23 protein-coding genes are annotated in these 23,834 nt (G+C 59.8%); 15 read left to right on the forward strand and 8 right to left on the reverse strand.

The genetic code is table 11. The features are described from left to right. Positions 1-76 precede the first annotated feature (76 nt). Positions 77-1,243 carry a PilT/PilU family type 4a pilus ATPase gene (locus tag HBH25_RS02100; protein WP_168081004.1) on the forward strand — a complete coding sequence of 389 codons (1,167 nt, stop codon included), beginning with the start codon at positions 77-79 and terminating at the stop codon, positions 1,241-1,243. A gap of 17 nt (positions 1,244-1,260) precedes the next feature. Here the strand turns inward: HBH25_RS02100 and HBH25_RS02105 are convergent, their stop codons facing one another. Further along, on the reverse strand, positions 1,261-2,082 hold the full coding sequence (locus HBH25_RS02105; RefSeq protein ID WP_168081006.1) for an aldo/keto reductase: 822 nt from the start codon (positions 2,080-2,082) through the stop codon (positions 1,261-1,263). Between the two features lie 25 nt (positions 2,083-2,107). Next, positions 2,108-2,992, reverse strand: a complete 885-nt coding sequence (locus HBH25_RS02110) for a LysR family transcriptional regulator (RefSeq protein ID WP_168081008.1) — start codon at positions 2,990-2,992, stop codon at positions 2,108-2,110. A 96-nt stretch (positions 2,993-3,088) separates the two neighbouring features. On the opposite strand from HBH25_RS02110, the gene HBH25_RS02115 reads away from it, so the two are divergent. The 3 genes from HBH25_RS02115 to HBH25_RS02125 are packed head-to-tail and all read left to right on the forward strand — an operon-like array spanning position 3,089 to position 5,945. After that, complete coding sequence (locus HBH25_RS02115) at positions 3,089-3,787, forward strand: CoA transferase subunit A (protein WP_168081010.1); 699 nt, start codon at positions 3,089-3,091, stop codon at positions 3,785-3,787. A 25-nt stretch (positions 3,788-3,812) separates the two neighbouring features. Next, positions 3,813-4,469, forward strand: a complete 657-nt coding sequence (locus HBH25_RS02120; RefSeq protein WP_168081012.1) for a CoA transferase subunit B — start codon at positions 3,813-3,815, stop codon at positions 4,467-4,469. A 57-nt stretch (positions 4,470-4,526) separates the two neighbouring features. After that, entirely contained in the window at positions 4,527-5,945 is a 1,419-nt protein-coding gene (locus tag HBH25_RS02125; protein WP_168081014.1) for a short-chain fatty acid transporter, read from the forward strand. Positions 5,946-6,067: 122 nt separating this feature from the next. On the opposite strand, the gene HBH25_RS02130 is transcribed toward HBH25_RS02125, so the two are convergent. The 4 genes from HBH25_RS02130 to HBH25_RS02145 form a co-directional block, all read right to left on the reverse strand. Next, positions 6,068-6,220 carry a hypothetical protein gene (locus tag HBH25_RS02130; RefSeq protein ID WP_168081016.1) on the reverse strand — a complete coding sequence of 51 codons (153 nt, stop codon included), beginning with the start codon at positions 6,218-6,220 and terminating at the stop codon, positions 6,068-6,070. Between the two features lie 12 nt (positions 6,221-6,232). Beyond that, complete coding sequence (locus tag HBH25_RS02135; RefSeq protein WP_168081018.1) at positions 6,233-6,544, reverse strand: hypothetical protein; 312 nt, start codon at positions 6,542-6,544, stop codon at positions 6,233-6,235. A 142-nt stretch (positions 6,545-6,686) separates the two neighbouring features. Continuing rightward, a complete protein-coding gene (locus HBH25_RS02140) occupies positions 6,687-8,039 on the reverse strand; it encodes a GntP family permease (protein WP_168081020.1) in 1,353 nt (450 codons plus the stop codon). A 3-nt stretch (positions 8,040-8,042) separates the two neighbouring features. After that, on the reverse strand, positions 8,043-8,636 hold the full coding sequence (locus tag HBH25_RS02145) for a gluconokinase (protein ID WP_168081022.1): 594 nt from the start codon (positions 8,634-8,636) through the stop codon (positions 8,043-8,045). A gap of 239 nt (positions 8,637-8,875) precedes the next feature. Here HBH25_RS02145 and gntR point away from each other — a divergent pair, with 239 nt between their 5' ends. The 7 genes from gntR to HBH25_RS02180 all read left to right on the forward strand — a co-directional run bounded on the left by gntR (position 8,876) and on the right by HBH25_RS02180 (position 16,825). After that, positions 8,876-9,892, forward strand: a complete 1,017-nt coding sequence (gntR, locus tag HBH25_RS02150) for an HTH-type transcriptional regulator GntR (RefSeq protein ID WP_168081024.1) — start codon at positions 8,876-8,878, stop codon at positions 9,890-9,892. 135 nt (positions 9,893-10,027) lie between these two features. Continuing rightward, a complete protein-coding gene (locus tag HBH25_RS02155) occupies positions 10,028-10,669 on the forward strand; it encodes a hypothetical protein (protein WP_229631777.1) in 642 nt (213 codons plus the stop codon). Next, a complete protein-coding gene (locus tag HBH25_RS02160) occupies positions 10,666-11,133 on the forward strand; it encodes a phage holin family protein (RefSeq protein ID WP_168081026.1) in 468 nt (155 codons plus the stop codon). The genes HBH25_RS02155 and HBH25_RS02160 overlap by 4 nt, the downstream gene beginning before the upstream one ends. Then, positions 11,130-12,149 (forward strand): DUF3618 domain-containing protein, encoded by a 1,020-nt coding sequence (locus tag HBH25_RS02165; RefSeq protein ID WP_168081028.1) that lies wholly within the window; start codon positions 11,130-11,132, stop codon positions 12,147-12,149. Before HBH25_RS02160 ends, HBH25_RS02165 begins: the two co-directional genes overlap by 4 nt. A gap of 272 nt (positions 12,150-12,421) precedes the next feature. Continuing rightward, positions 12,422-14,146 (forward strand): type I secretion system permease/ATPase, encoded by a 1,725-nt coding sequence (locus HBH25_RS02170; RefSeq protein ID WP_168081030.1) that lies wholly within the window; start codon positions 12,422-12,424, stop codon positions 14,144-14,146. Continuing rightward, positions 14,139-15,491 (forward strand): HlyD family type I secretion periplasmic adaptor subunit, encoded by a 1,353-nt coding sequence (locus HBH25_RS02175; RefSeq protein ID WP_168081032.1) that lies wholly within the window; start codon positions 14,139-14,141, stop codon positions 15,489-15,491. Before HBH25_RS02170 ends, HBH25_RS02175 begins: the two co-directional genes overlap by 8 nt. Next, a complete protein-coding gene (locus tag HBH25_RS02180) occupies positions 15,491-16,825 on the forward strand; it encodes a TolC family outer membrane protein (protein ID WP_229631778.1) in 1,335 nt (444 codons plus the stop codon). Before HBH25_RS02175 ends, HBH25_RS02180 begins: the two co-directional genes overlap by 1 nt. A 57-nt stretch (positions 16,826-16,882) precedes the next feature. Here the strand turns inward: HBH25_RS02180 and HBH25_RS02185 are convergent, their stop codons facing one another. Further along, positions 16,883-17,872: a threonine/serine dehydratase gene (locus HBH25_RS02185; RefSeq protein WP_168081036.1), complete on the reverse strand. Its 990-nt coding sequence runs from the start codon at positions 17,870-17,872 to the stop codon at positions 16,883-16,885. A gap of 143 nt (positions 17,873-18,015) precedes the next feature. Here HBH25_RS02185 and HBH25_RS02190 point away from each other — a divergent pair, with 143 nt between their 5' ends. Further along, positions 18,016-18,162 (forward strand): hypothetical protein, encoded by a 147-nt coding sequence (locus tag HBH25_RS02190; protein ID WP_168081038.1) that lies wholly within the window; start codon positions 18,016-18,018, stop codon positions 18,160-18,162. Positions 18,163-18,173: 11 nt separating this feature from the next. On the opposite strand, the gene HBH25_RS02195 is transcribed toward HBH25_RS02190, so the two are convergent. Beyond that, positions 18,174-19,241 carry a hypothetical protein gene (locus HBH25_RS02195; protein ID WP_168081040.1) on the reverse strand — a complete coding sequence of 356 codons (1,068 nt, stop codon included), beginning with the start codon at positions 19,239-19,241 and terminating at the stop codon, positions 18,174-18,176. Between the two features lie 365 nt (positions 19,242-19,606). Between HBH25_RS02195 and HBH25_RS02200 the strand changes: the two genes are divergently transcribed. The 3 genes from HBH25_RS02200 (at position 19,607) to HBH25_RS02210 (ending at position 23,819) form a co-directional block, all read left to right on the forward strand. Continuing rightward, positions 19,607-20,956 carry an MFS transporter gene (locus HBH25_RS02200; protein WP_168081042.1) on the forward strand — a complete coding sequence of 450 codons (1,350 nt, stop codon included), beginning with the start codon at positions 19,607-19,609 and terminating at the stop codon, positions 20,954-20,956. A gap of 26 nt (positions 20,957-20,982) precedes the next feature. Next, positions 20,983-22,539 (forward strand): galactarate dehydratase, encoded by a 1,557-nt coding sequence (garD, locus tag HBH25_RS02205; RefSeq protein WP_168081044.1) that lies wholly within the window; start codon positions 20,983-20,985, stop codon positions 22,537-22,539. Between the two features lie 113 nt (positions 22,540-22,652). Continuing rightward, a complete protein-coding gene (locus HBH25_RS02210; protein ID WP_168081046.1) occupies positions 22,653-23,819 on the forward strand; it encodes an MFS transporter in 1,167 nt (388 codons plus the stop codon). Positions 23,820-23,834: the final 15 nt, after the last annotated feature.

Here is a 23,834-nt window from a genome sequence, read left to right on the forward strand (position 1 = left end):
GCCGCTGGGCCATTACCGGCCAAGCTACACGCAATTGCGCTTTCTGTTCCCACTGTATTACAGGCGACTCTCACCCATGGATCTTTCAGCCCTGCTAAAACTCCTGGCAACCCAGGATGGCTCCGACCTGTATCTGTCCACGGGTGCGCCGCCCTGTGCGAAATTCAATGGCGTATTACGCCCTTTGACCAGTGAAGCCTTGAAGCCCGGCGAGGTGGCGCAGGTCGCCGCCAGCATCATGGATGCCGAACAACAGGCGGACTTCGAACGTGAGCTGGAAATGAACCTGGCGCTGTCGCTGGCAGGCGTGGGGCGCTTCAGGATCAACATCTTCAAACAGCGCAACGAAGTGTCGTTGGTAGCCCGCAACATCAAGTTGGATATCCCATTATTCGATGACTTGAAGCTTCCACCGGTACTGCTGGATGTGATTCTGCGCAAACACGGCCTGGTGCTGTTCATTGGCGCTACGGGTTCCGGCAAGTCCACCTCCCTTGCAGCGTTGATTGACCACCGCAATCGTAGCAGCAGCGGCCACATTATTACGATCGAAGACCCCGTGGAGTATATCCATCGCCACAAGAAGTGCATCGTCAACCAGCGCGAAGTAGGTGTCGATACCCGCAGCTTCCGGGCGGCCTTGAAAAATACGCTGCGCCAGGCCCCGGATGTCATTCTCATCGGAGAGATCCGGGACCAGGAAACCATGGAGCATGCGCTAGCCTTTGCCGACACTGGGCACTTGGCCATTTCGACGCTGCACGCCAACAATGCTAACCAGGCGTTGGACAGGATCATCAACTTCTTTCCTGAAGACCGCAGGGCGCAATTGCTCCAGGACCTGGGCAACAACCTGCAGGCGTTCGTCTCCCAGCGGCTGGTCAAGACGGTGGACGGCAAGCGCCGTGCGGCCGTCGAGGTCATGCTGGGTTCGCCCACCATTCGTGACCTGATCCACCGGGGCGAATTCCTGGAACTCAAAGGCATTATGGAAAAGTCCGTGAACCTGGGCATGCGAACCTTTGACATGGCCTTGTTCGACCTGGTGATCGAAGGTGCAATCAGTGAGGAGGAGGCGCTCAGTAACGCTGATTCAGCTAACAACCTGCGCCTGCGGCTCAAGCTGCATGACGACAGCCCAGGCGAGCGAACCAGCGCACCGGCCGCGCCGCAGCCTGCCGCCAGGCCGCGCCACCGGGACTGGGGCCTGGTAGAGGATGGTGACGACAACGATGGGGCATGACAGCGCATTGGCCGAAGCTACACCATTCTCAGGCGCTGCTTGCGCCCGGGCGGGGGAAAGGCTGCATCCAGTGCTGCCAGGTCTTCCGGTGCGAGCGTCAACTGGGCCGCTCGGGCGTTCAAGCGAACATGAACAGGGTCAACCGCTTTGGGAATCGCCATCACGTGACCACTGCGTATGACCCAGGCCAGGCACACTTCTGCGGGCGTGACGGTTAGCCGCGCGGCGATCCGCTGCAAGGCAGGGTGGTCCAGAAACCGGCCCCCTTGCCCGAGGGGGCAGTAAGCCATAACCGGCATGCCTCGCTGCTCGGCCCACGGTAACAGGTCGAATTCGACACCACGGGCTTCCGGGTTGTAGAGCACCTGCTGAGTCGCACACCCGTTCAACGCTACACCTTGAAGGTCGGGTACATCGAAGTTGGACAGCCCCCACGCGGCGATCTTGCCCGCGTCACGCAGCCGTTCGAACCCCTCCAGGGTGTCTTCAAGGGGGTATTGGCCAGGCCAATGCAACAGGTACAGGTCAAGGTGCTCCACACCCAGGCGTTTAAGGCTGCGTTCGCAGGCCTTTACCACGCCGTCGCGGCTAGCGTTATGAGGGTATACCTTACTGACCAGATAAAACGGGTCGGTCACGCCCCGAATGGCCTGCGCCACCACCTGTTCGGATTCACCGTCGGCGTACATCTCGGCCGTGTCGATCACGGTGAGGCCCAACTCAAGGCCCAGGCGAAGGGCGGCAATTTCATCTTGACGCCGATCAGGGTCTTCGCCCATGTGCCACGTACCCTGGCCGATCGGTGGCAGGGCATGGCCGGCAAGCTGTACAGGCTGCATAAAGCGGTCTCCTGGAAGAAGGTGATCAAGGCTCGGCGGTCGTCATCAGCACCTCATGCAGCGCCTGCGCTGCGCTGGAGAGCTGATGGTCGGCCAGTCGAATCAATCCGATTCGTCTTTCAATGCGAGGTTCCTCCAGAGGAAGGCATTGGGCGCCAGACGCACTCATCTGCGGCGCACAGAGTGCCGGTACCGCGCTCACGCCAAGGCCGCAGGCCACCATGCGCCCCACAGTGCTGAGCTGGTGGCTCTCGAAGGCCACTGTCAGGCGCCCGTGGCGTTCGCGAAGGTCCGCCTCCAGTAGCAGGCGCACCGCAGACGGCCGTTGCAGCGTGATGAAATCTGCTTCCAGCAACTGCGCCCACGTGACGCAAGGCAGGCCTGCCAAAGGGGAATCCCTAGGGACCACCGCTACGAAGCGGTCCATGAATAACGGTTCAAACACCAACGCACGGGTGGACTCGGGCTCAAAGCCGATGCCCAGCTCCACCCGCCGTTGCCGAACCATTTCTACGACTTGTTCATTGACCACGTCATGCACGGCCACATTGACACTAGGGTGGCGGTGCTTGAACTGCTGCAGGGCTGTGGGCAGTAGGTTACTGGCGAAGGAGGGCATGGCGGCCACCGATACCCTGCCACGTTGAAGCGTGAAGTGCTGGCGCAACAGTTCCTCAGTGTTATCCCAGTCTGCCAGCAACTGGCGGGCCAACGGCAGCAGTGTTTCGCCTTCAGGGGTCAGGCTTACCCGGCGAGTGCTGCGTACCAGCAGCGGGCCGCCCAAGTGATCCTCCAATGCTTTGATGGTCAGGCTTAGGGCGGGTTGGGACAAATGAACCCGTTCACCGGCCTGAGCAAAATTCAGCGTTTGCGCAACGGCCACAAAGGCCCTCAGCTGACGGGGATTCATTAGCTTTCCAAATTAATAGCGGCTAGAAAACAAAATTAACAAATCGCCTGTGCGGACGGAAGATAGGCCTTCAATAACATCAAGAAGGGCAACCCCATGGCAGGGCTCGACAAGCGGGTTTACACCTACGAAGAGGCCCTTGCGGGGCTTACCGACAACATGACCGTGCTCGCGGGCGGTTTCGGCTTATGTGGTATTCCGGAAAACCTGATCGCCCACATCAAGCACTTGGGGGTTCGTGGCCTTACGGTTGTTTCCAATAACTGTGGCGTGGATGGGTTCGGGCTTGGGGTGCTGTTGGAGGACAGGCAGATCCGTAAGATGATCGCGTCTTATGTGGGGGAAAATGCGCTGTTCGAACGGCAGTTGCTCGATGGTGAGCTGGAAGTAGAGCTTACCCCCCAGGGCACGCTGGCGGAGAAGATGCGGGCGGGCGGTGCCGGCATTCCGGCCTTCTATACTGCCACCGGCTACGGGACGCCCGTTGCCGAGGGCAAGGAGGTAAGAGAATTCAACGGACGCCACTACATTCTCGAACAGGCCATCACCGGTGACTTCGCCCTCGTCAAAGGTTGGAAGGCCGACCATTTCGGCAACGTCGTTTACCGCCATACAGCGCAGAACTTCAACCCATTAGCGGCCACGGCAGGGCGGATCACCGTCGTAGAGGTTGAAGAAATCGTCGAGCCTGGCCAATTGGAACCTAGCCAGATTCATACCCCCGGCATTTTCGTGGACCGGGTCATTCAGGGCACCTTTGAAAAGCGTATTGAAAAACGCACCTTGAAGGCCTAACGGCAGTGAGTGGAGAGTGTTGACCATGGCTTTGACTCGCGAACAAATGGCGCAGCGCGTTGCGCGCGAACTGCAGGACGGCTTTTACGTGAACCTGGGCATCGGTATTCCTACCCTGGTAGCCAACTATGTGCCCCACGGCATGGACGTGATGCTGCAATCTGAAAATGGCTTGCTGGGTATGGGCGAATTTCCCACCGAGGCGACGGTGGATGCCGATATGATCAATGCTGGCAAACAGACCGTAACGGCACGTACCGGCGCCTCCATCTTCGACTCCGCCACGTCCTTTGCAATGATCCGCGGCGGCCATGTGGACCTTACCGTGCTAGGGGCTTTCGAAGTGGATGTGCAAGGCAATATCGCGTCCTGGATGATCCCAGGCAAACTGGTAAAGGGCATGGGAGGTGCAATGGACTTGGTGGCCGGTGCTGATAACATCATCGTCACTATGACCCATGCTTCCAAGGACGGTGAGTCCAAGCTGTTACCTCGTTGCAGCCTTCCTTTGACCGGCGCAGGGTGCATTCGCAAAGTGCTGACGGACCTGGCTTGGCTAGAAATCGAAGACGGAGCCTTTATTCTGCGCGAGCGTGCCCCTGGCGTGAGTGTGGAAGAGATTGTGGCTAAAACAGCGGGAAAACTCATTGTGCCGAACGAGGTCCCGGAAATGGTGTTCTGACCCCAGTTACGGATGTGCCGCTTTACCAAAACCACAATAAAAAAGGTACTTCGTACAATGCCACCTACTTTGCAAGACAGTTTCTTCGCCAGGTTTGCCCTGCGTTGCTCGCACATTGCCGAGCGCTGGTTCCCCGATGCCTACGTCTTTGCGGTCCTGGCAGTCATTGTGGTGGCAATCGCTGCCCTAGGCATCGGCGGGACGCCTGCCGCCACGGCGGCTGCGTTCGGTGACGGGTTCTGGAGCCTGATTCCCTTCACCATGCAAATGGCGTTCGTAGTGATTGGCGGCTATGTGGTTGCCAGCTCCCCGCCGGCGGCAAGGTTGATCGAGCGGTTGGCCCGCGTGCCCAGCAATGGCCGTACCGCCGTGGCCTGGGTTGCCTTGATCGCCATGGTGGCATCCTTGCTCAACTGGGGGCTGTCCCTGGTCTTCGGCGGGTTGCTGGTACGTGCCTTGGCACGGCGTGAAGACCTGCACATGGACTATCGCGCCGCCGGCGCCGCCGCTTATCTGGGCTTAGGCGCCGTGTGGGCGCTGGGGTTATCATCCTCGGCGGCGCAGTTGCAGGCTAATCCAGCCAGCCTGCCGCCTTCCATTCTCGCAATCACAGGTGTCATCCCGTTCACCCAGACCATTTTCCTGTGGCAGTCCGGTGTATTGCTGCTGGCGCTGGTGCTGGTGTCGCTGGGCATTGCGTATGTCACGGCACCGGGGCCTGGCACGGCCAAAGGCGCCCGTGCCTGTGGCATTGACCCTGCTTTCAGCTTGCCAGCCCTTCCCAAGCGCGAGCGCCCAGGCGAGTGGCTGGAATACAGCCCTGTGCTCACGCTGATACTGGTTGCATTGGCAGCAGGCTGGTTATTGCGCGAGTTTTCCAGCAAACCTGCAATCACCGCCATTTCCGGGCTCAATACCTACAATTTCCTGTTCATTATGCTCGGTGCGCTGCTGCACTGGCGGCCACGCAGCTTTCTGGATGCCGTGGCGCGTGCGGTACCCACCACAACAGGCGTGCTTATTCAGTTCCCGCTGTACGGCTCCATTGCTGCAATCATGACCACGGTCAAAGGAGGTGAGGGGCAAACGGTCGCGCACCACATCTCTGCGTTTTTTGTGCAGGTGGCTAGCCATGACACTTATGCATTGCTGATGGGTGTGTACTCGGCGGTACTGGGATTCTTCATTCCCTCAGGCGGCGGCAAATGGATCATTGAGGCGCCCTATGTAATGCAGGTAGCTAACGACCTGCATTACCCCTTGGGGTGGGCCGTGCAGGTCTACAACGCAGCTGAGGCGTTGCCCAACCTCATCAACCCTTTTTACATGCTACCGTTGCTGGGCGTGCTAGGGCTTAAGGCCCGAGAGCTGATCGGGTTCTCGTTCGTGCAACTGTTGGTGCATGCGCCACTGGTGCTGACGTTGCTGTGGGCCTTGGGCAGTACGCTGGAGTATGTGCCCCCCGTGATGCCTTAACCAAGGGCAAGCGACTGAACCAGAAGCAAGCAACTGGGCCGTCCGGAAATGATACTGCCCTCGCAATGCAAGGGCAGTAGGGCGGGCCAGGGCCTTTACAGCTAGCGTGCTAGCGCTGTGCGCTAGCCGCCGTCGGTATCGATGTCCGCATCGTTGGGCTTGATCAGTTTCTCTTCGTCGCAGTCAGGCTCAAAGTCCGGGCTGAATGGGTTGCCTTCGGCCGTGCTTGGGTCTGCTTCGGTGTCAGGCTGCTCAGGCGCTTTAGGATCAATCATGCAGGCTTCCCCTTACTTGGTACCACCGGCACCTTCAGACCCTGTACCGCCCATGCCGGTCTTGCCATTGATTGGCTTGGTATCGCCGGCGTGCGGGGTGGACACATCAGTGGGGCTGCTTGGCGTGGCTGGTGTGGTTGACCCGTCCGTATTGCGGTTAGGCATCGTCCCTGTTCCAGTACCGGTAGCGCCACCTTTATCGGCAGGTAAGCTGCCAGCAGGCGCCGGATGAGTGGTGCCTGTGCTGGTGTCAGCCAAAACGAGGGTGCTACCTGCACCCAGTGCAACAGCCAGTACCAGCGTAGCGATTCGGTTCGTCATCATGTTCGTCTCCAGGGTGAGGGCACATGACTTAGGTACTTCATGAAGATGGAAGGTGCCCCAAAAGCGACGAACGGTTAAAAAAGCGAGGGCTGCACCTGTACAGAAGGTTGCAGCCCTGTTAGGGGGATGCGTCTAGGGCAGGCTAGACGACTGTTGACAACAGCAGGATCAGCACAATGCCTACGATCGAGAGGATGGTCTCCATCATGCTCCAGGTCTTGAAGGTCTCCTCAACGGTCATGTTGAAGTACTGCTTGACCAACCAGAAGCCTGCATCGTTTACATGGGACAAAATCACAGAGCCCGCACCGGTGGCCAGCACCAGCAACTCACGGTTGACGTCAGGAATAAGCGTGACCACAGGCGCTACAATGCCTGCCCCCGTAATCGTTGCGACCGTAGCGGAGCCGGTGGCAATACGAATCACCGCTGCCACCAACCAGGCCAGCAGCAACGGATTGATCTGTGCATGCACTGCCATCTGGCCAATGACGTTACCGACACCGGTGTCGACCAGCATCTGTTTGAAGCCGCCACCGGCGCCAACGATCAGAATGATGGCGGCCGTGGGCGCCAGGCTCTGGTCCAGCAGCTTCAGTACCTGTGGGCGTGTGAAGCCACGGGCAAAGCCAAAGGTGTAAAACGCCAGTAACAGGGCCGCTAGCAAGGCGGTGATCGGGTGACCAATCAAGTCCATCCACACACGAATGACATGGTCAGCCGGCAAGACCACGTCGGCGAACGTCTTGAGCAGCATCAGGAACACAGGTAACAACACGGTCACCAGCGTGACGGCGAAGGAGGGCAGGTCGCGGGCTGAGGATTCCTTAGCGATCTGGTCCATCAATTCCTGGGAGGGGTTGCCGGGGACGTAACGTGAGATGAATGCACCGAACAGAGGGCCGGCAATCATGGCCGTGGGCAAGCCCACCAGCAGGCCGTAGAAGATTGTCTTGCCAATGTCAGCGCCAAAAACGCCGATTGCCAGCAATGGCCCTGGATGGGGCGGTACCAGCCCGTGGACCACTGACAAGCCGGCCAGTAGCGGAATGCCCACCTTCACAATAGAGACGCCTGAGCGACGCGCTACGATGAACACCAATGGAATCAACAATACAAAGCCGATTTCGAAGAACAGCGGAATACCCACCAGAAAGGCTGAGAACATCATTGCCCAGTGCACATAGCGCACGCCAAACCACCGGATCAGGGTTTGCGCAATCTGGTCGGCACCGCCGGAGTCCGCCATCAATTTGCCGAGCATGGTCCCCAGCGCCAGCACGATGCCGACAAAGCCAAGCACGCCGCCGAAGCCATCCTGGAAGGACTTCATCACCTTGGCCACTGGCATACCCGAGGTCAGCCCAAGAAAGCCTGCTGCCAACGTCAGGGCAACGAAAGGGTGGACCTTGAGCTTAGTGATCAGCAAGATCAAGCCCACGATGGTGACCAGCGCGTCTATCAACAAAAAGGTATCAAGGGGCAAACCGAACATGGGTCAAGGCCTCGTAGTGGTGTTGTCAAGGGCGCAGGAGGGGCTTCCCGCCGTGCTGCAACCGCCTTGGCTGTGGTCGGCGGCACCGCTCTCGCGCAGCCAGCCCTCCACCTGTTCGGCCAGTTCTGGAATGGGCTCGGCAGCATCAACCGTCAGCGTGCAGGGCTCACCGGTCGGCGATTGAAGGGTAGCAAACTGGCTGTCGATCAAACTGGCGGGCATGAAGTGCCCCGGGCGATGGGACACCCGATAAGCCGCTTCTTCGCGCGTCAGCTCCAGAAAGACAAACCCGAGTTCGGGGACGGCGGCGCGCAAGGTATCCCGGTAGGCCCGCTTGAGTGCCGAGCAGGTCAGCACGGGGCGCTCGCCTTTGGCGACCCATACCACCAGTTCCTGGCCAAGGCGCTCAAGCCAGCCAGCACGGTCATGGTCGTCCAAAGGAATGCCAGCGCTCATCTTTTCAATGTTGGCTGCCGGGTGAAAGGCGTCACCTTCGATAAGGCGGCCGCCGCTGCGGGCGACGATTGCTGCACCTACGCTGCTTTTACCACAGCCGGACACACCCATCACGACCAGCGCGCTGAGGGGGGAAACCATCAGTACCTCCAGTGGGGTAGCGCTGTCTTGGGTTTGCAGGCCGCAAACCGGTGGACGCCACACCCCAGTCTTGTTGTTGGAATTGCCAAAGCGACATGACAGCTTCGACCACAGGTGACGGCCGTTCGCGCATTGCCTGCCACCTGAGACAGCGCTACCTTAGCCAAATTCCTGTAATTGGCAAGCGTAAATTCTTACACTGCGCGTCCTTGCGTGGCCCTACCTGGAAATCCTATTTCATGACCCGTACCGGCACTCGTACCACTGGCCGTCCTACCCTTGAGGCCGTCGCTCGCCTGTCTGGCGTCTCGCCCATCACGGCTTCCCGCGCCCTGCGCGGTGTGACTACGGTAGCCCCAGCACTGGTTGCGCGGGTACAGGAAGCGGCGACGCGCTTGGGGTACGTCGCGAACCCGGCTGCTCGGGCACTGGCCTCAGCGCGCAGCCATTCGGTCGTTGTGCTTATTCCCTCCCTTTCAAACCACTTGTTCATCGACACGCTTGAGGCCATCCATGAGGTGTTGCGACCACGTGGCATTGAAGTGCTGATCGGCAATTACCATTACAACGAGCAAGAAGAGGAGAAGCTGATCCGCAACTACTTGGCGTATCAGCCCTGCGGCATGCTGTTGACGGGCGTTCATCAAGGGGATGCCATACGGCGGTTACTGGCGGTGGCCGGCGTACCCTGTGTACACATGATGGAGCTTAGTGGCGATGCTGAAGCGGCCTGTGTGGGCTTCTCTCAAGAGCAGGCTGGCGCGGCGGCTGCCGAGCACCTGCTTAATTGTGGCCGGCGGCGGCTGGCCTACGTGGCCGCTCAGCTGGACCCACGGGTGGTGCAACGTGCAAATGGCTTTAGAAAAGTCCTTTACGCCGCCGGCGTGTATGACCCTGCCTTGGAAATGATGTCGGCGTCGCCATCCTCCATTGCGTTGGGGGCCGACCTGTTCAGGCAATTAATGGAGCGCCACCCCGACGTGGACGGGGCGTTTTTCTGCAATGACGACCTTGCACAAGGTGCGTTGTTTGAAGCGCAGCGGTTGGGCGTGCCCATTCCAGGGCGCGTTTCCGTAGTGGGTTTCAACGACTTGCCAGCTTCGGCACATATGGTTCCAAGGCTAACGTCCATCCGTACGCCTAGGGCTGACGTGGGGCGACAGGCTGCCTGCCTGCTGCTGGATGCCTTGGATGGCAAGGCGCCGCTAGCCGGCCACCATGACTTAGGTTTTGAGTTAATGGTGCGCGAAAGCTGACGACCGGTCAGTCACACGGGCTCGATTCCACTGAACTCCGCTTGGCCTTGATGCGTCCTCAATAGGGTAGGGCACTGCAGCTTCGCAGTACTGCGAAGGCACACCCCATCGTCCATATCTTGAGGAGCGACATTGATGAGCATCCCGGATCAGTCACCGACGCCGAAGGGCGCGGACCGTGCGCAGGAGCACCTGCATAACCTGAGCGAAGAGGCAGGATCGGCAGTTGGCGAGCTCAAAGAGCAGGGTACGCAACACTACGAGCATTATCGGGACATGGCGGCCGACCAGATCGAAGGGTTGGTGGAGGGTGCGCAGTCAGCTGCTTCAGCCATGGAGGGGCATGACACCTTAGGCCTGGCACAAGGCTTGGCAGACGCGGCCAGCAGCTTGGGCGCTTTCGCCGACCGCATGCGCAACAAGAGCGCAGAGCAGCTGTTACAAGAAGGTGCCCGCGTGGCGCGGGAAAACCCGGCTTTGTTCCTCGCCGGTACGGTGGCCGTGGGCTTTGCGCTGTCGCGCTTCTTGCGCGCATCGTCTAGTGGAGCAAGTACAACATCCCACGCCGATCACGATAACGGCCTGAGCGCTTTTGCGCCTACGCCGCAAGAAGCTTACGGTGCTTCTGATCCTTACCAGACGTCCGTACCTAGCAGCTCCGACACGCACCAGCCTTCTGTAGCACCTCGGCCTGCAGCGGACCCATTGGGTGCCGCTGCCGCCTATCCCACCCTTGACACCCCAGTTGACCCCTTGAACAAAGGAGGCTTGGTATGACACTCGAAACCCGCACTACGCCATCGGGCACACCCCTGGGCCAGCCTGGTCAGGTTCGCCTTGAAACCACTGTGCATGCGCCGGAAGGGGACGTGAGTGTCATTGGGCTGTTGCGCCAGCTCACCCATGAGGTGCCAGCGCTGTTCAGCAAGGAGTTAGCGCTTGCGAAGGCGGAGATGGAACACAACATCACCACCTTGAAAGCAGGCGTCGCCGCCGTAGCCGGTGGAGCCATCGTGCTGTTGGCAGGTTTTATCGTGTTGCTTATGGCTGCTGTCTATGGCCTGAGCACCGTACTACAGCCGTGGGCGGCCGCGCTGATCGTAGGTGGGATTGTAGTGGTGATCGGTTTAGTGATGGTCCAAGCCGGCAAGAAGCAATTCGAGGCGTCCAACCTGCGCCCTGACCGCACTCTCGATGCATTGGATAAAGACCAGCAAACCTTGCGGAGCAAAATGCCATGACTTCCTCGATCACAGCGCAGTCTCATAAGAGCCCGGAAACGCTTGAACACGAAATCAACCAGCAGCGCGCCAGCATCAGTAACATTGTGGACGCACTGGAAAGCAAGATGAGCCCTGGCCAGTTGTTTGACCAAGCGCTCACCTACACCAAAGGCAATGGTGGTGAGTTTTTTCAGAACCTGGGCACTACCGTCAAGAACAATCCGATTCCTACCGTGCTCGCAGGTTTGAGCCTAGCCTGGTTGGCCATGAACCAGAACCGGCCTATTGCCCCTGCCCGTGTGAACACAGGCCCAAGCTTGCTGGACCGTGCCAGCGCAGCAGCCAGTAAAGTGGAGCAGGCCGTGGATGGCGTCAAAGACAGCCTCCACAGCGCGGCCGATACGGTAAGTTCTAAAGCCTCTGCCGTGGCCGGGAGTGTGACGGCTCATGCCTCAGCAGCGGCAGACAGCGTGACCACTCACACGTCTGCGCTCAAGGACAAAGCTTCAACCTGGCGTGATGGTGCCACCGACCGCTTGGCTGATGGCAGCGAACGCCTTGGTCGAAATGCTGAAGACCTCACTGCGCAAGCCCGTGAAGCCGGTACCCAAGCTAAAGGGCAACTGCAGCACTTGCTTCAGGAACAGCCCCTGGTACTGGCAGCCGTAGGCCTGGCGCTGGGCGCAGCGTTTGGGGCTATGTTGCCAGTCACGCGGCAGGAACATCGCCTGATGGGCAAAACCAGTGACCAGCTTGCTGACCAGGCCAAGGCCAAGGCGAAAGAGGTCAAAGCGGCCGTGTCTACTGAAGCGCACGCGGTTGTAGACAGCGTACGCCAACCTGGAGCTGAGGTGTCGAACAAGGATAGCGTGGCTAAAGACCCTTCGGCGCCACAACAGCCGAGCGCTCGGGCTACCACGTTTGCCTCTGACTCTGCCACTGACGCCTCTGCCACTGACCGGGCACACTCTGATGCAGGGTCGGCCAAGTCTGGCGATACAGATCTCTCAAACGGTTTGGGTATCAATCGATAACGTTCAAGTGGCCTCATGTTCGTTTTCAACCCCGGTAGCTGTAATGGCGCCGGGGTTTTTTTGGCCAATAGTATAATTCCGTCAAGAAACCGCCGCATCAGACGTATTCATTGTCTGAACCTTGCGTTCCGCCAACTTTTATACCAGTCTGCCCCCGTGCGCTCCCGAGGCTGGGCAGGAAGCATGAAAAAGACAGGAAATGACCAATGATGGCGGAATGACTTCGCTTATTCATGGTCTGAGACTCGGTTTTCACACTCGGTACACTTTTGATGCGCCTGACACTTGATCCCCGCAATGATATCGACGCCGCTTTGCTTAAGTACCGTCGGGTCTTCTGGTCACTGGCGGTGTTCAGCGGGGTGATCAACCTGTTGGTGCTGGTGCCTTCCCTGTACATGATGCAAGTGTACGACCGCGTACTCACCAGCCGTAACGAAACGACGCTGATAATGCTGACCCTGATTGCCATGGGCCTGTTCATGCTCAGCGGGGTCATCGAATGGTTGCGCGGGCAGGTCATGATTCGTATGAGTGCGGGTATCGATGCCGGGCTGGCACAGCGCCTGTTCGATGCTGCGTTTTCCCGAAGCTTGCGCAAGGCCGATAGCAACCCCGCCCAGGTGTTCAGCGACCTCACGCAGGTGCGCCAGTTCATCACCGGCCAGGGGTTGCTGGCCATGCTGGATGCGCCGTGGCTGCCGGTGTTCATGGTGATCGCTTTTCTGTTCCACCCCTGGTTCGGGGTGTTGTCACTGGTGGTGGCCCTCACCCTGGTAGGGTTGGCGCTATGGGGGGAGCTTTCTACCCGCCCCAGCCTGGCGCAGGCCAATGGGTTGGCCATGAAAGCCAACCTGTACGTGAACAGCAGCTTGCATAACGCCGAAGTGATTCAAGCCATGGGCATGCTGCCAGCGTTGCGCAAGCGGTGGAGCTGGTTGCAGCAAGGCATGATTGCTTCCCAAGCGGTTGCCAGCGACCGGGGCGCGCGCATCAGCGCCATGACCCGGTTCGTGCGTATTGCCGCACAGTCGCTGTCCTTGGGGTTAGGGGCCTTGTTGGTACTGGAAGGGCAGATCTCCGGGGGCATGATGATTGCCATGTCGCTGTTACTAGGCCGTGCGCTGGCGCCTGTGGAAGTGGCCATCGGGTCCTGGAAACAATTCGTCGGGGCGCGCCAAAGCTACCAGCGCCTGAGCAACCTGCTCGCAGAAGAACCCGAAGCAGTTCCGCCCATGGCATTGCCACCGCCCACGGGTGCTATCAAGGTAGAAAAGCTTCAGATAAAAGCCCCGGGCGCACAGGAAGCCATTGTGCGGGGTGTGGACTTCCAGCTGGCTAAAGGCGAAATACTGGCGGTGATTGGGCCGAGCGCGTCGGGCAAGTCCACGCTGGCGCGTGCGCTGGTCGGTATCTGGCCCACGGTCGAAGGCGCCGTACGCCTCGACGGTGCACCCTTGGATCAATGGGCGCCCGAAGCGCTGGGGCCACACCTTGGGTACTTGCCTCAGGATATCGAGCTGTTTGATGGCAGTATCGCCGAGAACATTGCCCGGTTTGGAGACCTGGCCTCAGAGCCGATCATTGAGGCTGCGCGCCATGCAGGTATCCATGAAATGATCCTGCGCTTTCCCCAAGGTTACGACACCGTGCTGGGCCCAGGGGGGCATGGCCTGTCTGGTGGCCAGAAGCAGCGTATAGGCTTGGCTCGCGCCGTGTTTGGTCAGCCAGCGCTCATTGTGCTGGACGAGCCGAACTCCAACCTGGACGAAGCCGGTGAGCAAGCGCTTGTGCACGCGTTGCGCGCCCTTAAAACGGCGGGTAGCACTATCATCATGATCACGCACCGGCCCAGTGTGCTAGGTGTGGTCGACAAGATTCTGGTACTGGCCGACGGTCGCCAGCAGCTGTTCGGCAGCCGCGATCAAGTGCTCAAAGCGGTTCTGCCGCCTGCTAGCGGTCCTACCCCGGTAAAAGAGGCGCGTTCTGATGCGTGATGTAACGGCGCGGCGCCCACTGGCGCCGGTGACTCCCTTGGCTAATGACACGGCCAATGCCGATGCGGCAGGTACTGCGCGCAAGGGCTTGTGGTTCCTGTTGATTGCGCTGGGCGGATTTTTCCTCTGGGCCTTTCTGGCGCCGCTGGATCAAGGCATGGTCGGGCAGGGCACCGTGGTGGTGTCGGGGGAACGTAAAACCGTCCAGCCCTTGGTGGGGGGTGTGGTGGAAAAAATTCTGGTCAGCGAAGGCGATCAGGTGACCGCTGGCCAACTGCTGGTGCAGTTGAATACGGTACAGGCCCGGTCTCAGTTGCAAGTGACTCTCGGCAAATTGTTGACCGCACGGGCGACCGAAGCCCGGTTGACTGCGGAGCGCTTGCGCCAGGACAGTATCGTGTGGCCAGAAGACCTGCTGGCGCACGCCGACGACCCGCGGGCAAAGGCGGCCATGGCGCTGCAGCAGAACCTGTTCCAGACCCGCAAGTCCGAACTGGCTAGCCGCCAGGGTATCGTGGACCACGAAGTGGCGTCGCTAAGCCAGCAACTGCGCGCGTATCAACAGGTGAAGGGCAATTACGATGCGCAGATGAGCTTTCAGAAGGAGGAGCTCACGGGGCTGCGCGACCTGGCCAAGGAAGGGTATGTGCCGCGTGCCAAGCTGTTTGAAGCCGAGCGCAACACTGCACAGCTGTCGGGCCAGATTGCTTCGTCCATTGGGGACATCGGCAAGACCGAACAGTCCATCAATGAGAGCAAGCTCAAAGCGATGCAGCAGGAACAAGAGTTTCGGCGCGATGCTGAAAGCCAGCTGAGCGATGTGGCAGCCGAAGCGTCTGGCTATGCCGATCAGATCCGTGCCTTGGAATTCGAAGTGGACAACGGTTCGTTGCATGCGCCTGTGGGTGGCGAAGTGATGAACCTGAAGGTGCATACCATCGGTGGCGTGGCTACGGCAGGGCAGGCATTGATGGAGGTCGTTCCTGGGGATACACCTCTGGCGATTACCGCACGCTTCCCGCCGATGCTGGCGAACAAGCTCCACCCTGGCCTGCCGGTTCAGGTGCATTTCACCGCACTGCAGCGCGTGGACACCCCAACGGTGACGGGAACGGTAGCCACCGTGTCCGCTGACCAGCTGATCGATGAGCAAACGCATCAGCCGTACTTCTCGGCCAAGGTCAACCTGCCGACCGACACGTTGCCCAAGCTGCAAGCCAGTGGCCTGCCGGTCAAGCCTGGCATGATGGCCGATGTGACGGTGATCACGGGTGAGCGCACCTTGGTCAACTATTTGATGAAGCCTTTGCGCGAGCGCTTGCTTGCCGCTTTCAAGGAAGAATGATGAGGAACCGCTGGCCTGCGCTTGCGTTGCTGTGCCTGGCCGTATCGGCCCAGGCACAAACCCCTGAGCCCGATCACCTGACACTGTTGCAGCTGTACGACGCTTCTCGCTTGAATGATCCGGTCATGCGCTCGGCCGACTTTGCCCATCGAGCCGCCCAAAACGAGGAAGCGATTGGTAGAGGCGGGCTGTTACCTCAGCTTTCCCTGAGCGGCCGGTATGGCAAGGGTGGGCGAACCGACGGCGGGACGGACTCCAGCTATGTAGACAGTGATGACTACCAGTCCAACAGTATGTCCTTGATTGCCCAGCAGCCTATTTACGATAAGGGCCGCTGGGCTGCCTACGAGCAAGGCAAAGCCCGCGGCGAGTTGGGCGAGGTTCAATATGATGTCGCCAGCCAGGCCTTGTTCGACCGCGTAGCCAAAGCCTACTTCGCAGTTGCCCGGGTAGAAAACGAGCTCAAGTTGATCGCCCAGCAAAAAGCGGCCATCTCCGGCTTGGTCCAGCAAAGCCAGCGCCTCTTCGATAAGGGGCAGGGTGCAATCACTGATGTAGACGAGGCCCGTGCGCGTTACGACTTGGTAGAAGCTCAAGAGGCTGAAAACCAGGCTCAGCGTATCGCCGCCTTGCGCACGCTTTCCGGCCGGGGCAGCCTGCCATTGCTGGAGATCACGCCCATGCGGGAAATGCCTCCAGAATTCAACCCGCTGACCGATGCCCATGACCTCACGTACTGGACCAACCTGGCCAGAGATGCCAGCCCTGAGCTGGCTGCCCGCATGGCACAGGTGAAAGTGGCTGAGACCCAGGCGCAATCCGAGCGCGCCGGGCATTACCCGACGCTGTCGCTTACGTCACAGCTCACACGCCGTGAAAACTCGCAGTACCAGGAATTGTCGCCTCGGCAAGACAGTTATTACGTTGGCCTGGCCCTGGATATTCCGCTGTACCGAGGTGGGTCTACCAGTGCGTCGGTGCGCCGCGCAACCGAGGCATTGGCAGGGGCCGAGGCAGACGCCGACGCCCAGCGCCAGCAGCTATCTGAAGACGTGGAAACCGCTTATGCAGGCGTGGTAGCCGGTTATGCCAAGTGCCGCGCTACCCAGCGGGCCGTAGAGTCCAACCAGCGCGCCTTGGTTTCCACGGAGAAGGGTTTCCAGGGCGGGGTACGCTCTACCGTGGACATCCTGGATGCTCAGCAGCGCCTGTTCGAAGCACGCCGTGACCTGCTCAATGCCAAGCTGGACATGCTGCAAAGCTATGTGACCTTGCACGTGCACACGGGGCAGATGGACAGGGCGGTGCTGACGCAAGTCGAGGCCATGTTCTAGGAGGTGTATGAGTTCCCTGGCCTCACACTTATGAGGCCTGGTACTCAGTTCCCACCCTCATGACACAGCTTTCAGGAACACAGGCCAGTCCACATTTCGCCCGCACAGGACGACCACCAAGCGTTTGCCTGGCATCGTCCGGGCTACCTTCAAAGCACCTGCCAAGGACACACCCGCAGCGCCTTCGATGATCCAATGCTCGTCGACAGCGACCGCTTTCATTGCCCAGCGGATTTCTTCTTCGGTGACCAATACGCTGCGGCTCAATAGGCGCTGGCACAGATCGAATGTAATGGCCCCTGGGTAGATATTGCCAGCAGACCCACTGGCTAAAGTGTCGCCCTGTGGGACGGGGTAAATGTGCCCTGCCTTGAGCGAGTGGTACATGGCTGCCGACTGTTCCGGCCAGCAACCGATGATCTGGGCGTTGGGGTTGAGCCGGGACAGCACTGTGCCGATGCCGGAGACCAGGCCGCCGCCGCCGATGGCGGCGAACACGGCGTCCACCTGTGGCTGCTGTTCATGTATTTCAACCCCAACGGTTCCCTGGCCGGCGATCACGTCCATGTCATTATAAGGAGAAATATAAGGCCTGCCTTGCAAGGCCGCCTGCCGCACGGCCTCCAGCTCAGCTTCCAGCGACTCGCCCGGTACGGTAACCACCGTTGCGCCAAGTGCACGCATGGCTTCCAGCTTGTAGGGCGACGTGCCTGCAGAGGTATAGACAGTGGCGCTGACCTGAGCCAGCCTGGCGGCGAGCGCTACCGCCTGCCCGTGGTTCCCTGAAGTGGCCGCGACTACGCCCCGAGCCCTGTCTTCACGGGACAGCAGTCGAAGCTTGTTATAGGCACCCCTGTACTTGAACGAGCCGGTGTGTTGCTGATGCTCGCATTTGAGGTAGACCTGGCAGCCAGTGGCTGCCGAGAAGCGCTCACTGTAGGCCAGGGGGGTCACGGCTACGGCAGGGCGAATGGTTGCATGTGCCTCGATGATCCCCGCGTACAGCGTCTCTAACAGGGCGTCTGTGCCTCGGGTGGTTTGTGTCATGCGGGCTCCAGGTTGCGACATGCTGAAAGTGGCCTTACACCAGTGTAGAGGGAATCGGCGCGGCCATCGCATTAGCGTGCGAATGAACCCAGGCGGCTCCTCGTCCCTCAAAGCCATGAATACCTATCAAAAAGGAAGCAGCCATGACCACGCCAGAACAGCCCGTGTACCAGCCTACACAATTGCCGGATGACTACGACGAATACGGCACCGAGCCGCAGCAGGATGAGGGCGACAGTGATCAGTCTGGCAACCTGAAGCCGGAGCAGCCGCTCACTGACCCAGCGTGAGCCTATGGCCTTTAGAAAGTGAAAGACTGCCGCTTGTCTGTCGCTGGCAAGCGGATTTCAGTATTGCGCAAGGCATTCTGAGGTTTGTCGACCGCGTTGGTATCAATTGGGCGCTGCAGGTTGGGCACCTTGGCCACTTCCGGGCGGTTAGGGGTGCGACCTGCCCTACGTATCCCGGTCTTGCCTGCGCCTTTGGAGCTTGTGGCCGCTAATGCACGCTCGACGCTTTCCACGGGCCGGGTAACCCAGGCCGCTATAAGGTTTTGAGCCTGCACTCTCTGCTGGTCAAACGCCGTAAGGCGTAGGGGATTACCTGCTTCACCTTGGCTGCCACCTGCTACAGGCGTGGTAACGTCCACCCCGCAGCCCACATGGCTGCTTACGCGTTGCCCCGGCGCCAAGGCAATGGTCTGTACGTAGTTGGGGTCGGCAATAGTGACCGTGAACCGCTGCCCTGTGAATGGCGGTGTCAGAAAGGTAAGGGTGGCTGTACGGCAGGCTGAATAGAAATACAGGTTGCCAGCCCGGTGCAAGTCCAGTTGGCGCGTGGGAATGGCGTCAGCAGGCACGCCATCGAACGCCACTTCAAAGGCAAGGGTGCGGTGGTTGCTGCTTGCCACGCCGGCACGGGATAACGGCCCTGGTTGTGGGTCCCGGAGCAGTGACTGCATATCCAGCGCCATGGAAAGTCCCTTATTGGGTGCTTTTGCACCCACAGCAGGTTCATCCAGAGCAGGCGTGACCTGAGGTAGTGTTAGGCCCGCAGGGCTGGCGGGTACGCCTAGGCTAACGGAACGAACCAGGTTGGAGTTGGGGAGCTTGGTGAGTTGAAGTGCGAACTTGCCTGGGCTATGCAATGGTTTCACGCCGTAGTCCGTGCCTTCGCCTGCTGCTTCAGAGGGCACCGCGCTCACTGACGCAACCCCTGCTTTGTCAGCCTGCACTAGGAGCAGTGTGCGAGCCAGCGTGAATTTCGTCAGGCCTGCATAGTCGCCCTGAGGCACGCCGCCGCCCTCCGAGAAAGCGGTGTACTCCAAGGCAGAGCCATGGGCGCAGCCACTTACCAGTGGATAGCTCATAACGAGCGCCAGCCAGCACCTGGTTCTCATAACGCCACCTCGCTTGCAGTCCAATTGCACCGCGACGCCTCCATGGCGCCGTTCGGTAGAGAAACCTTATCCCTGCCTTTCATCGCTGTCCAGAAAAAAGTCGGGAACCGATCTGTAAGAACGATGTCTGGCTTGCCTTCAGCGACAGCGTTTTTTCAAGATATAAATCAGCTGTCGGACAACCTAACCTAATAAAGCCAGGTAATGGCCCGGTGCTGAACAAGAAACCTGCGAATCTGGGCTAGTTAAATCTCATCTTGTACGATAACGTAGCACTATCTGCCACCCGCCTGAGGTGGTAGCCCGCATAACGATAAAAAGTGGGAGTGTCCAGCATGCATGCCAACAAGAAAACGCATGTGCGTTATCTGATTCTGTTTCTGTTGTTCGTGGTCACGACGATCAACTACGCCGACCGCGCAACGATTTCGATCGCCGGCTCCACCATTCAGAAAGACCTTGGCATCGATGCCCTTACTCTTGGCTTCATCTTCTCGGCGTTTGGCTGGGCCTATGTCGCCGGGCAAATCCCAGGTGGTTGGCTGCTGGACCGGTTCGGCTCCAAAAGGGTATATGCGTTCAGTATCTTCACATGGTCGCTGTTCACCATTCTTCAGGGGTTTGTAGGCTTTATGCCGGTCGCCACGGCGGTGATGGCGTTGTTTACCTTGCGTTTTCTGGTGGGTTTCGCCGAAGCACCGTCGTTCCCCGGTAATGCCCGGATCGTGGCCGCCTGGTTTCCTACGGCTGAGCGGGGGACAGCCTCGGCGATCTTCAACTCCGCACAATACTTTGCCACTGTGTTGTTCGCCCCGCTCATGGGCTGGATCGTGCACGCTTGGGGGTGGGAGCATGTGTTCATCGTAATGGGCGGCTTGGGCGTGCTGTTTACAGCGGTCTGGATGAAATTCCTGCACAACCCTGCTCAGCACCCGCTGATCGGAGAGCAGGAATACCGCCACATCGCTGACAACGGTGGCGTGGTAGATATGGACCAGGCTGGCAAAAAGAAAAGCGGCCCGCAGTGGGGCTACGTTCGCCAGCTGCTGTCCAGCCGCATGATGTTGGGCATCTACCTGGGCCAGTACTGCATTAACGGTATCACCTATTTCTTCCTGACCTGGTTCCCGGTGTACCTGGTACAGGAGCGTGGCATGACCATTCTCAAAGCCGGCTTTGTCGCCTCGCTTCCTGCTATATGCGGGTTTATCGGTGGCGTGCTGGGCGGGGTGATCTCGGACTGGCTGCTGCGCCGTGGCCATTCCCTGACCTTTGCTCGCAAACTACCTATCGTGTGCGGCTTGTTGCTGTCCACCACCATGGTGCTGTGCAACTACGTAGCGCTGGACTGGCTAGTGGTGGCACTGATGGCGTTGGCCTTCTTCGGCAAAGGCGTCGGTGCCTTGGGCTGGGCTGTGATGTCCGATACGTCGCCTAAGCAGATCGCCGGTATCAGCGGCGGCTTGTTCAACATGTTCGGTAACATTGCCTCCATCACCACGCCCATCGTGATTGGCTATCTGATTTCAACCACCGGGTCCTTCAAATGGGCACTGGTCTATGTGGGCGCCAATGCGCTGCTGGCCGTGTTCAGCTACCTGGTGATCGTGGGGCCTATCCGCCGCGTGCAATTGCGCGACAGCGAAGGGCGGCCACTGACTGAAACGCAACCTGTGCAAGCCTGATGACGACATTACAAGGGGCTAACCCCATGACGCAGTTGATTGAACACTCCGACTCCCCACGCTATGTGCGCTTGCACCCGGCGGACAACGTGGTGGTGGTCGTGAACGACCAGGGCGTTGCCGAAGGCAGCGTTTTCCCGGACGGCCTGACCACGGTTGAAGGTATCCCGCAAAGCCATAAAGTGGCGTTGGTGGATATTCCCAAAGGCGCAGAGGTACGGCGCTATGGGCAGGTCATCGGCTATGCGCTCGAGGGCCTGCGGCGTGGGAGTTGGGTCAAGGAGACACAGCTGGCGATGCCTTCGGCGCCCCCGCTGGGCAGCTTGCCCATGTCCGATGCCGTGCCTTCGCCGCTGCCGCCGCTTGAGGGCTTTACGTTCGAAGGCTACCGCAACGCCGATGGCACGGTAGGGACCCGAAACATTTTGGGCATCACCACCACCGTACAGTGCGTGACGGGTGTGCTGGACCACGCCGTTAAGCGCATTCGCAACGAGCTGCTGCCGCGCTACCCCTACGTAGACGACGTGGTCGCCCTGACCCACAGTTATGGGTGTGGCGTAGCCATCAATGCCCGGGATGCCTATATCCCTATTCGCACGGTGCGCAACCTGGCACGCAACCCAAACCTGGGCGGTGAAGCCTTGGTAATCAGCCTGGGTTGCGAGAAGCTCCAAGCCGGGCAGGTGATGCATGACAATGACCCGTCTGTGGACTTGAGCGAGCCGTGGCTGTACCGCTTGCAGGACGCCAGCCACGGGTTTGGGGAAATGATCGAGCAGATCATGGCACTGGCAGAAACCCGCCTGGAAAAGCTCAACCTGCGCCGCCGTGAAACCGTACCGGCTTCTGAGCTGATATTGGGCATGCAATGTGGAGGCAGCGATGCCTTCTCCGGCATCACTGCCAACCCAGCGCTGGGCTTTGCCTCGGACCTGCTGATTCGCGCCGGTGCCACGGTGATGTTCTCCGAAGTCACCGAGGTACGGGATGCGATCTACATGCTGACCTCACGGGCCGAGACCCCTGAGGTGGCGCAGGCGCTTGTACGGGAGATGGATTGGTATGACCGTTACCTCGACCAGGGTGCCGCAGACCGCAGTGCCAATACCACCCCCGGTAACAAGAAGGGCGGGTTATCCAACATCGTTGAAAAATCCCTCGGTTCCATCGTGAAGTCAGGCAGCTCGGCCATTAATGGCGTAGTGGGGCCAGGTGAACGCGTGACGGGCAAAGGCCTGATCTACTGCGCTACCCCAGCCAGTGATTTCGTGTGCGGCACCTTGCAGTTGGCTGCAGGCATGAACCTCCACGTGTTCACCACCGGCCGGGGTACCCCTTATGGCTTGGCCATGGCCCCTGTGGTAAAGGTATCGACTCGCACGGAGCTGGCCCAACGCTGGCCAGACCTGATCGACGTCGATGCAGGTGTGGTTGCCACCGGCCGTGCAACCATCGAGGAGCTAGGGTGGGAGCTGTTCCACTACTACCTGGACGTGGCCAGCGGCCGTGAACAGACCTGGGCCGAGAAGCACAAGCTTCACAATGACATTGTGCTGTTCAACCCCGCGCCTATCACCTGACAGGCGCAGGCTGGCGCCGTGTGGGAAACCTTTCTCACGCAGCGCTATCACCTTGCTTTTACCTACCACGGTCGGCAAGGTAGGGCGGTCTTCCATGCCGGATCCATGACTTCATGACTGCCAGTACTGCTTTTGTTGCCGCTCCGGTAGGGCGCCCGCAACGTGTGTCTACCCGTGTCGCCTTTTTCATTGCAGGCTTTGTGATGGCTGCCTGGGCACCGCTGGTGCCGCTGGCCAAGGCACGTGCCGGCCTGGACGACGGCACGTTGGGCGTGCTGTTGCTAGGGCTGGGGGGCGGCTCCATTCTCGCCATGCCCTTTGCCGGTTACCTGACCGCCCACCGGGGTTGCCGCTGGACCATCGTGCTCGCTGCGCTGTTGCTTTGTTTACTCCTTCCCTTATTGGCGGTGGCACCCAGTGCCTTGACGCTGGGGCTTACGCTGGCACTGTTCGGCGCCTCCATGGGCCTGCTCGATTGCGCTATGAACATTCAGGCCGTACTGGTCGAGAAAGCCGGTGACAAAGCTGTCATGTCCGGCTTTCACGGCATGTACAGCGTAGGTGGCATTGCGGGTGCCGCAGGTATGACGGCATTGCTCAGCCTGGGGCTCACACCCCTTTCTGCCACGGGTGTCGTCGTGGTACTGGTACTGATAGGGCTCGGGTACGCGGGCCATGCATTGCTAGCACAGGGCTCTGAGCGCGATGGCCCTCTGTTTGCGGTACCCAAGGGCATAGTGCTGTTTCTGGGCACCTTGTGTTTTATCGTGTTTCTCACCGAAGGCGCAGTGCTGGACTGGAGCGCGGTGTTTCTGGTGTCGGTGCGCGACATGGACCCTGCCTTGGCCGGCTTGGGCTATGCCGCCTTTGCACTCACCATGACCATCGGCAGGCTGACCGGGGATGCCTGGGTCAATCGCCTGGGCGGGGCTCGCGTGGTGCTGTTCGGAGGGGCCTGTGCTGCGGTAGGGGTGGCCATCGCCGTGCTGGTGCCAGGCTGGGCGGCCTCGCTGGTGGGCTTCGCCCTCGTAGGGGCGGGTTGTTCGAACATCGTGCCCGTGCTCTTTTCTGCAGTGGGCCGCCAGCAACGGATGGCCCAAAGCGCGGCGGTGCCGGCCATGGTGTCGCTGGGCTACGCGGGTATCCTGCTAGGCCCGGCCACCATCGGGCTGCTTGCCCATTGGGTTAGCCTGTCATGGGCTTTGGCCAGCCTGATCGTGCTGCTGCTGTTTGTCAGTGGCAGTGCACGTTACCTGAACACACCTGCAGCGGGGCATTAGCCCTCAAAACTCTAT

It is taken from the genome of Pseudomonas quercus (assembly GCF_012033695.1).
Classification (GTDB): domain Bacteria; phylum Pseudomonadota; class Gammaproteobacteria; order Pseudomonadales; family Pseudomonadaceae; genus Aquipseudomonas; species Aquipseudomonas quercus.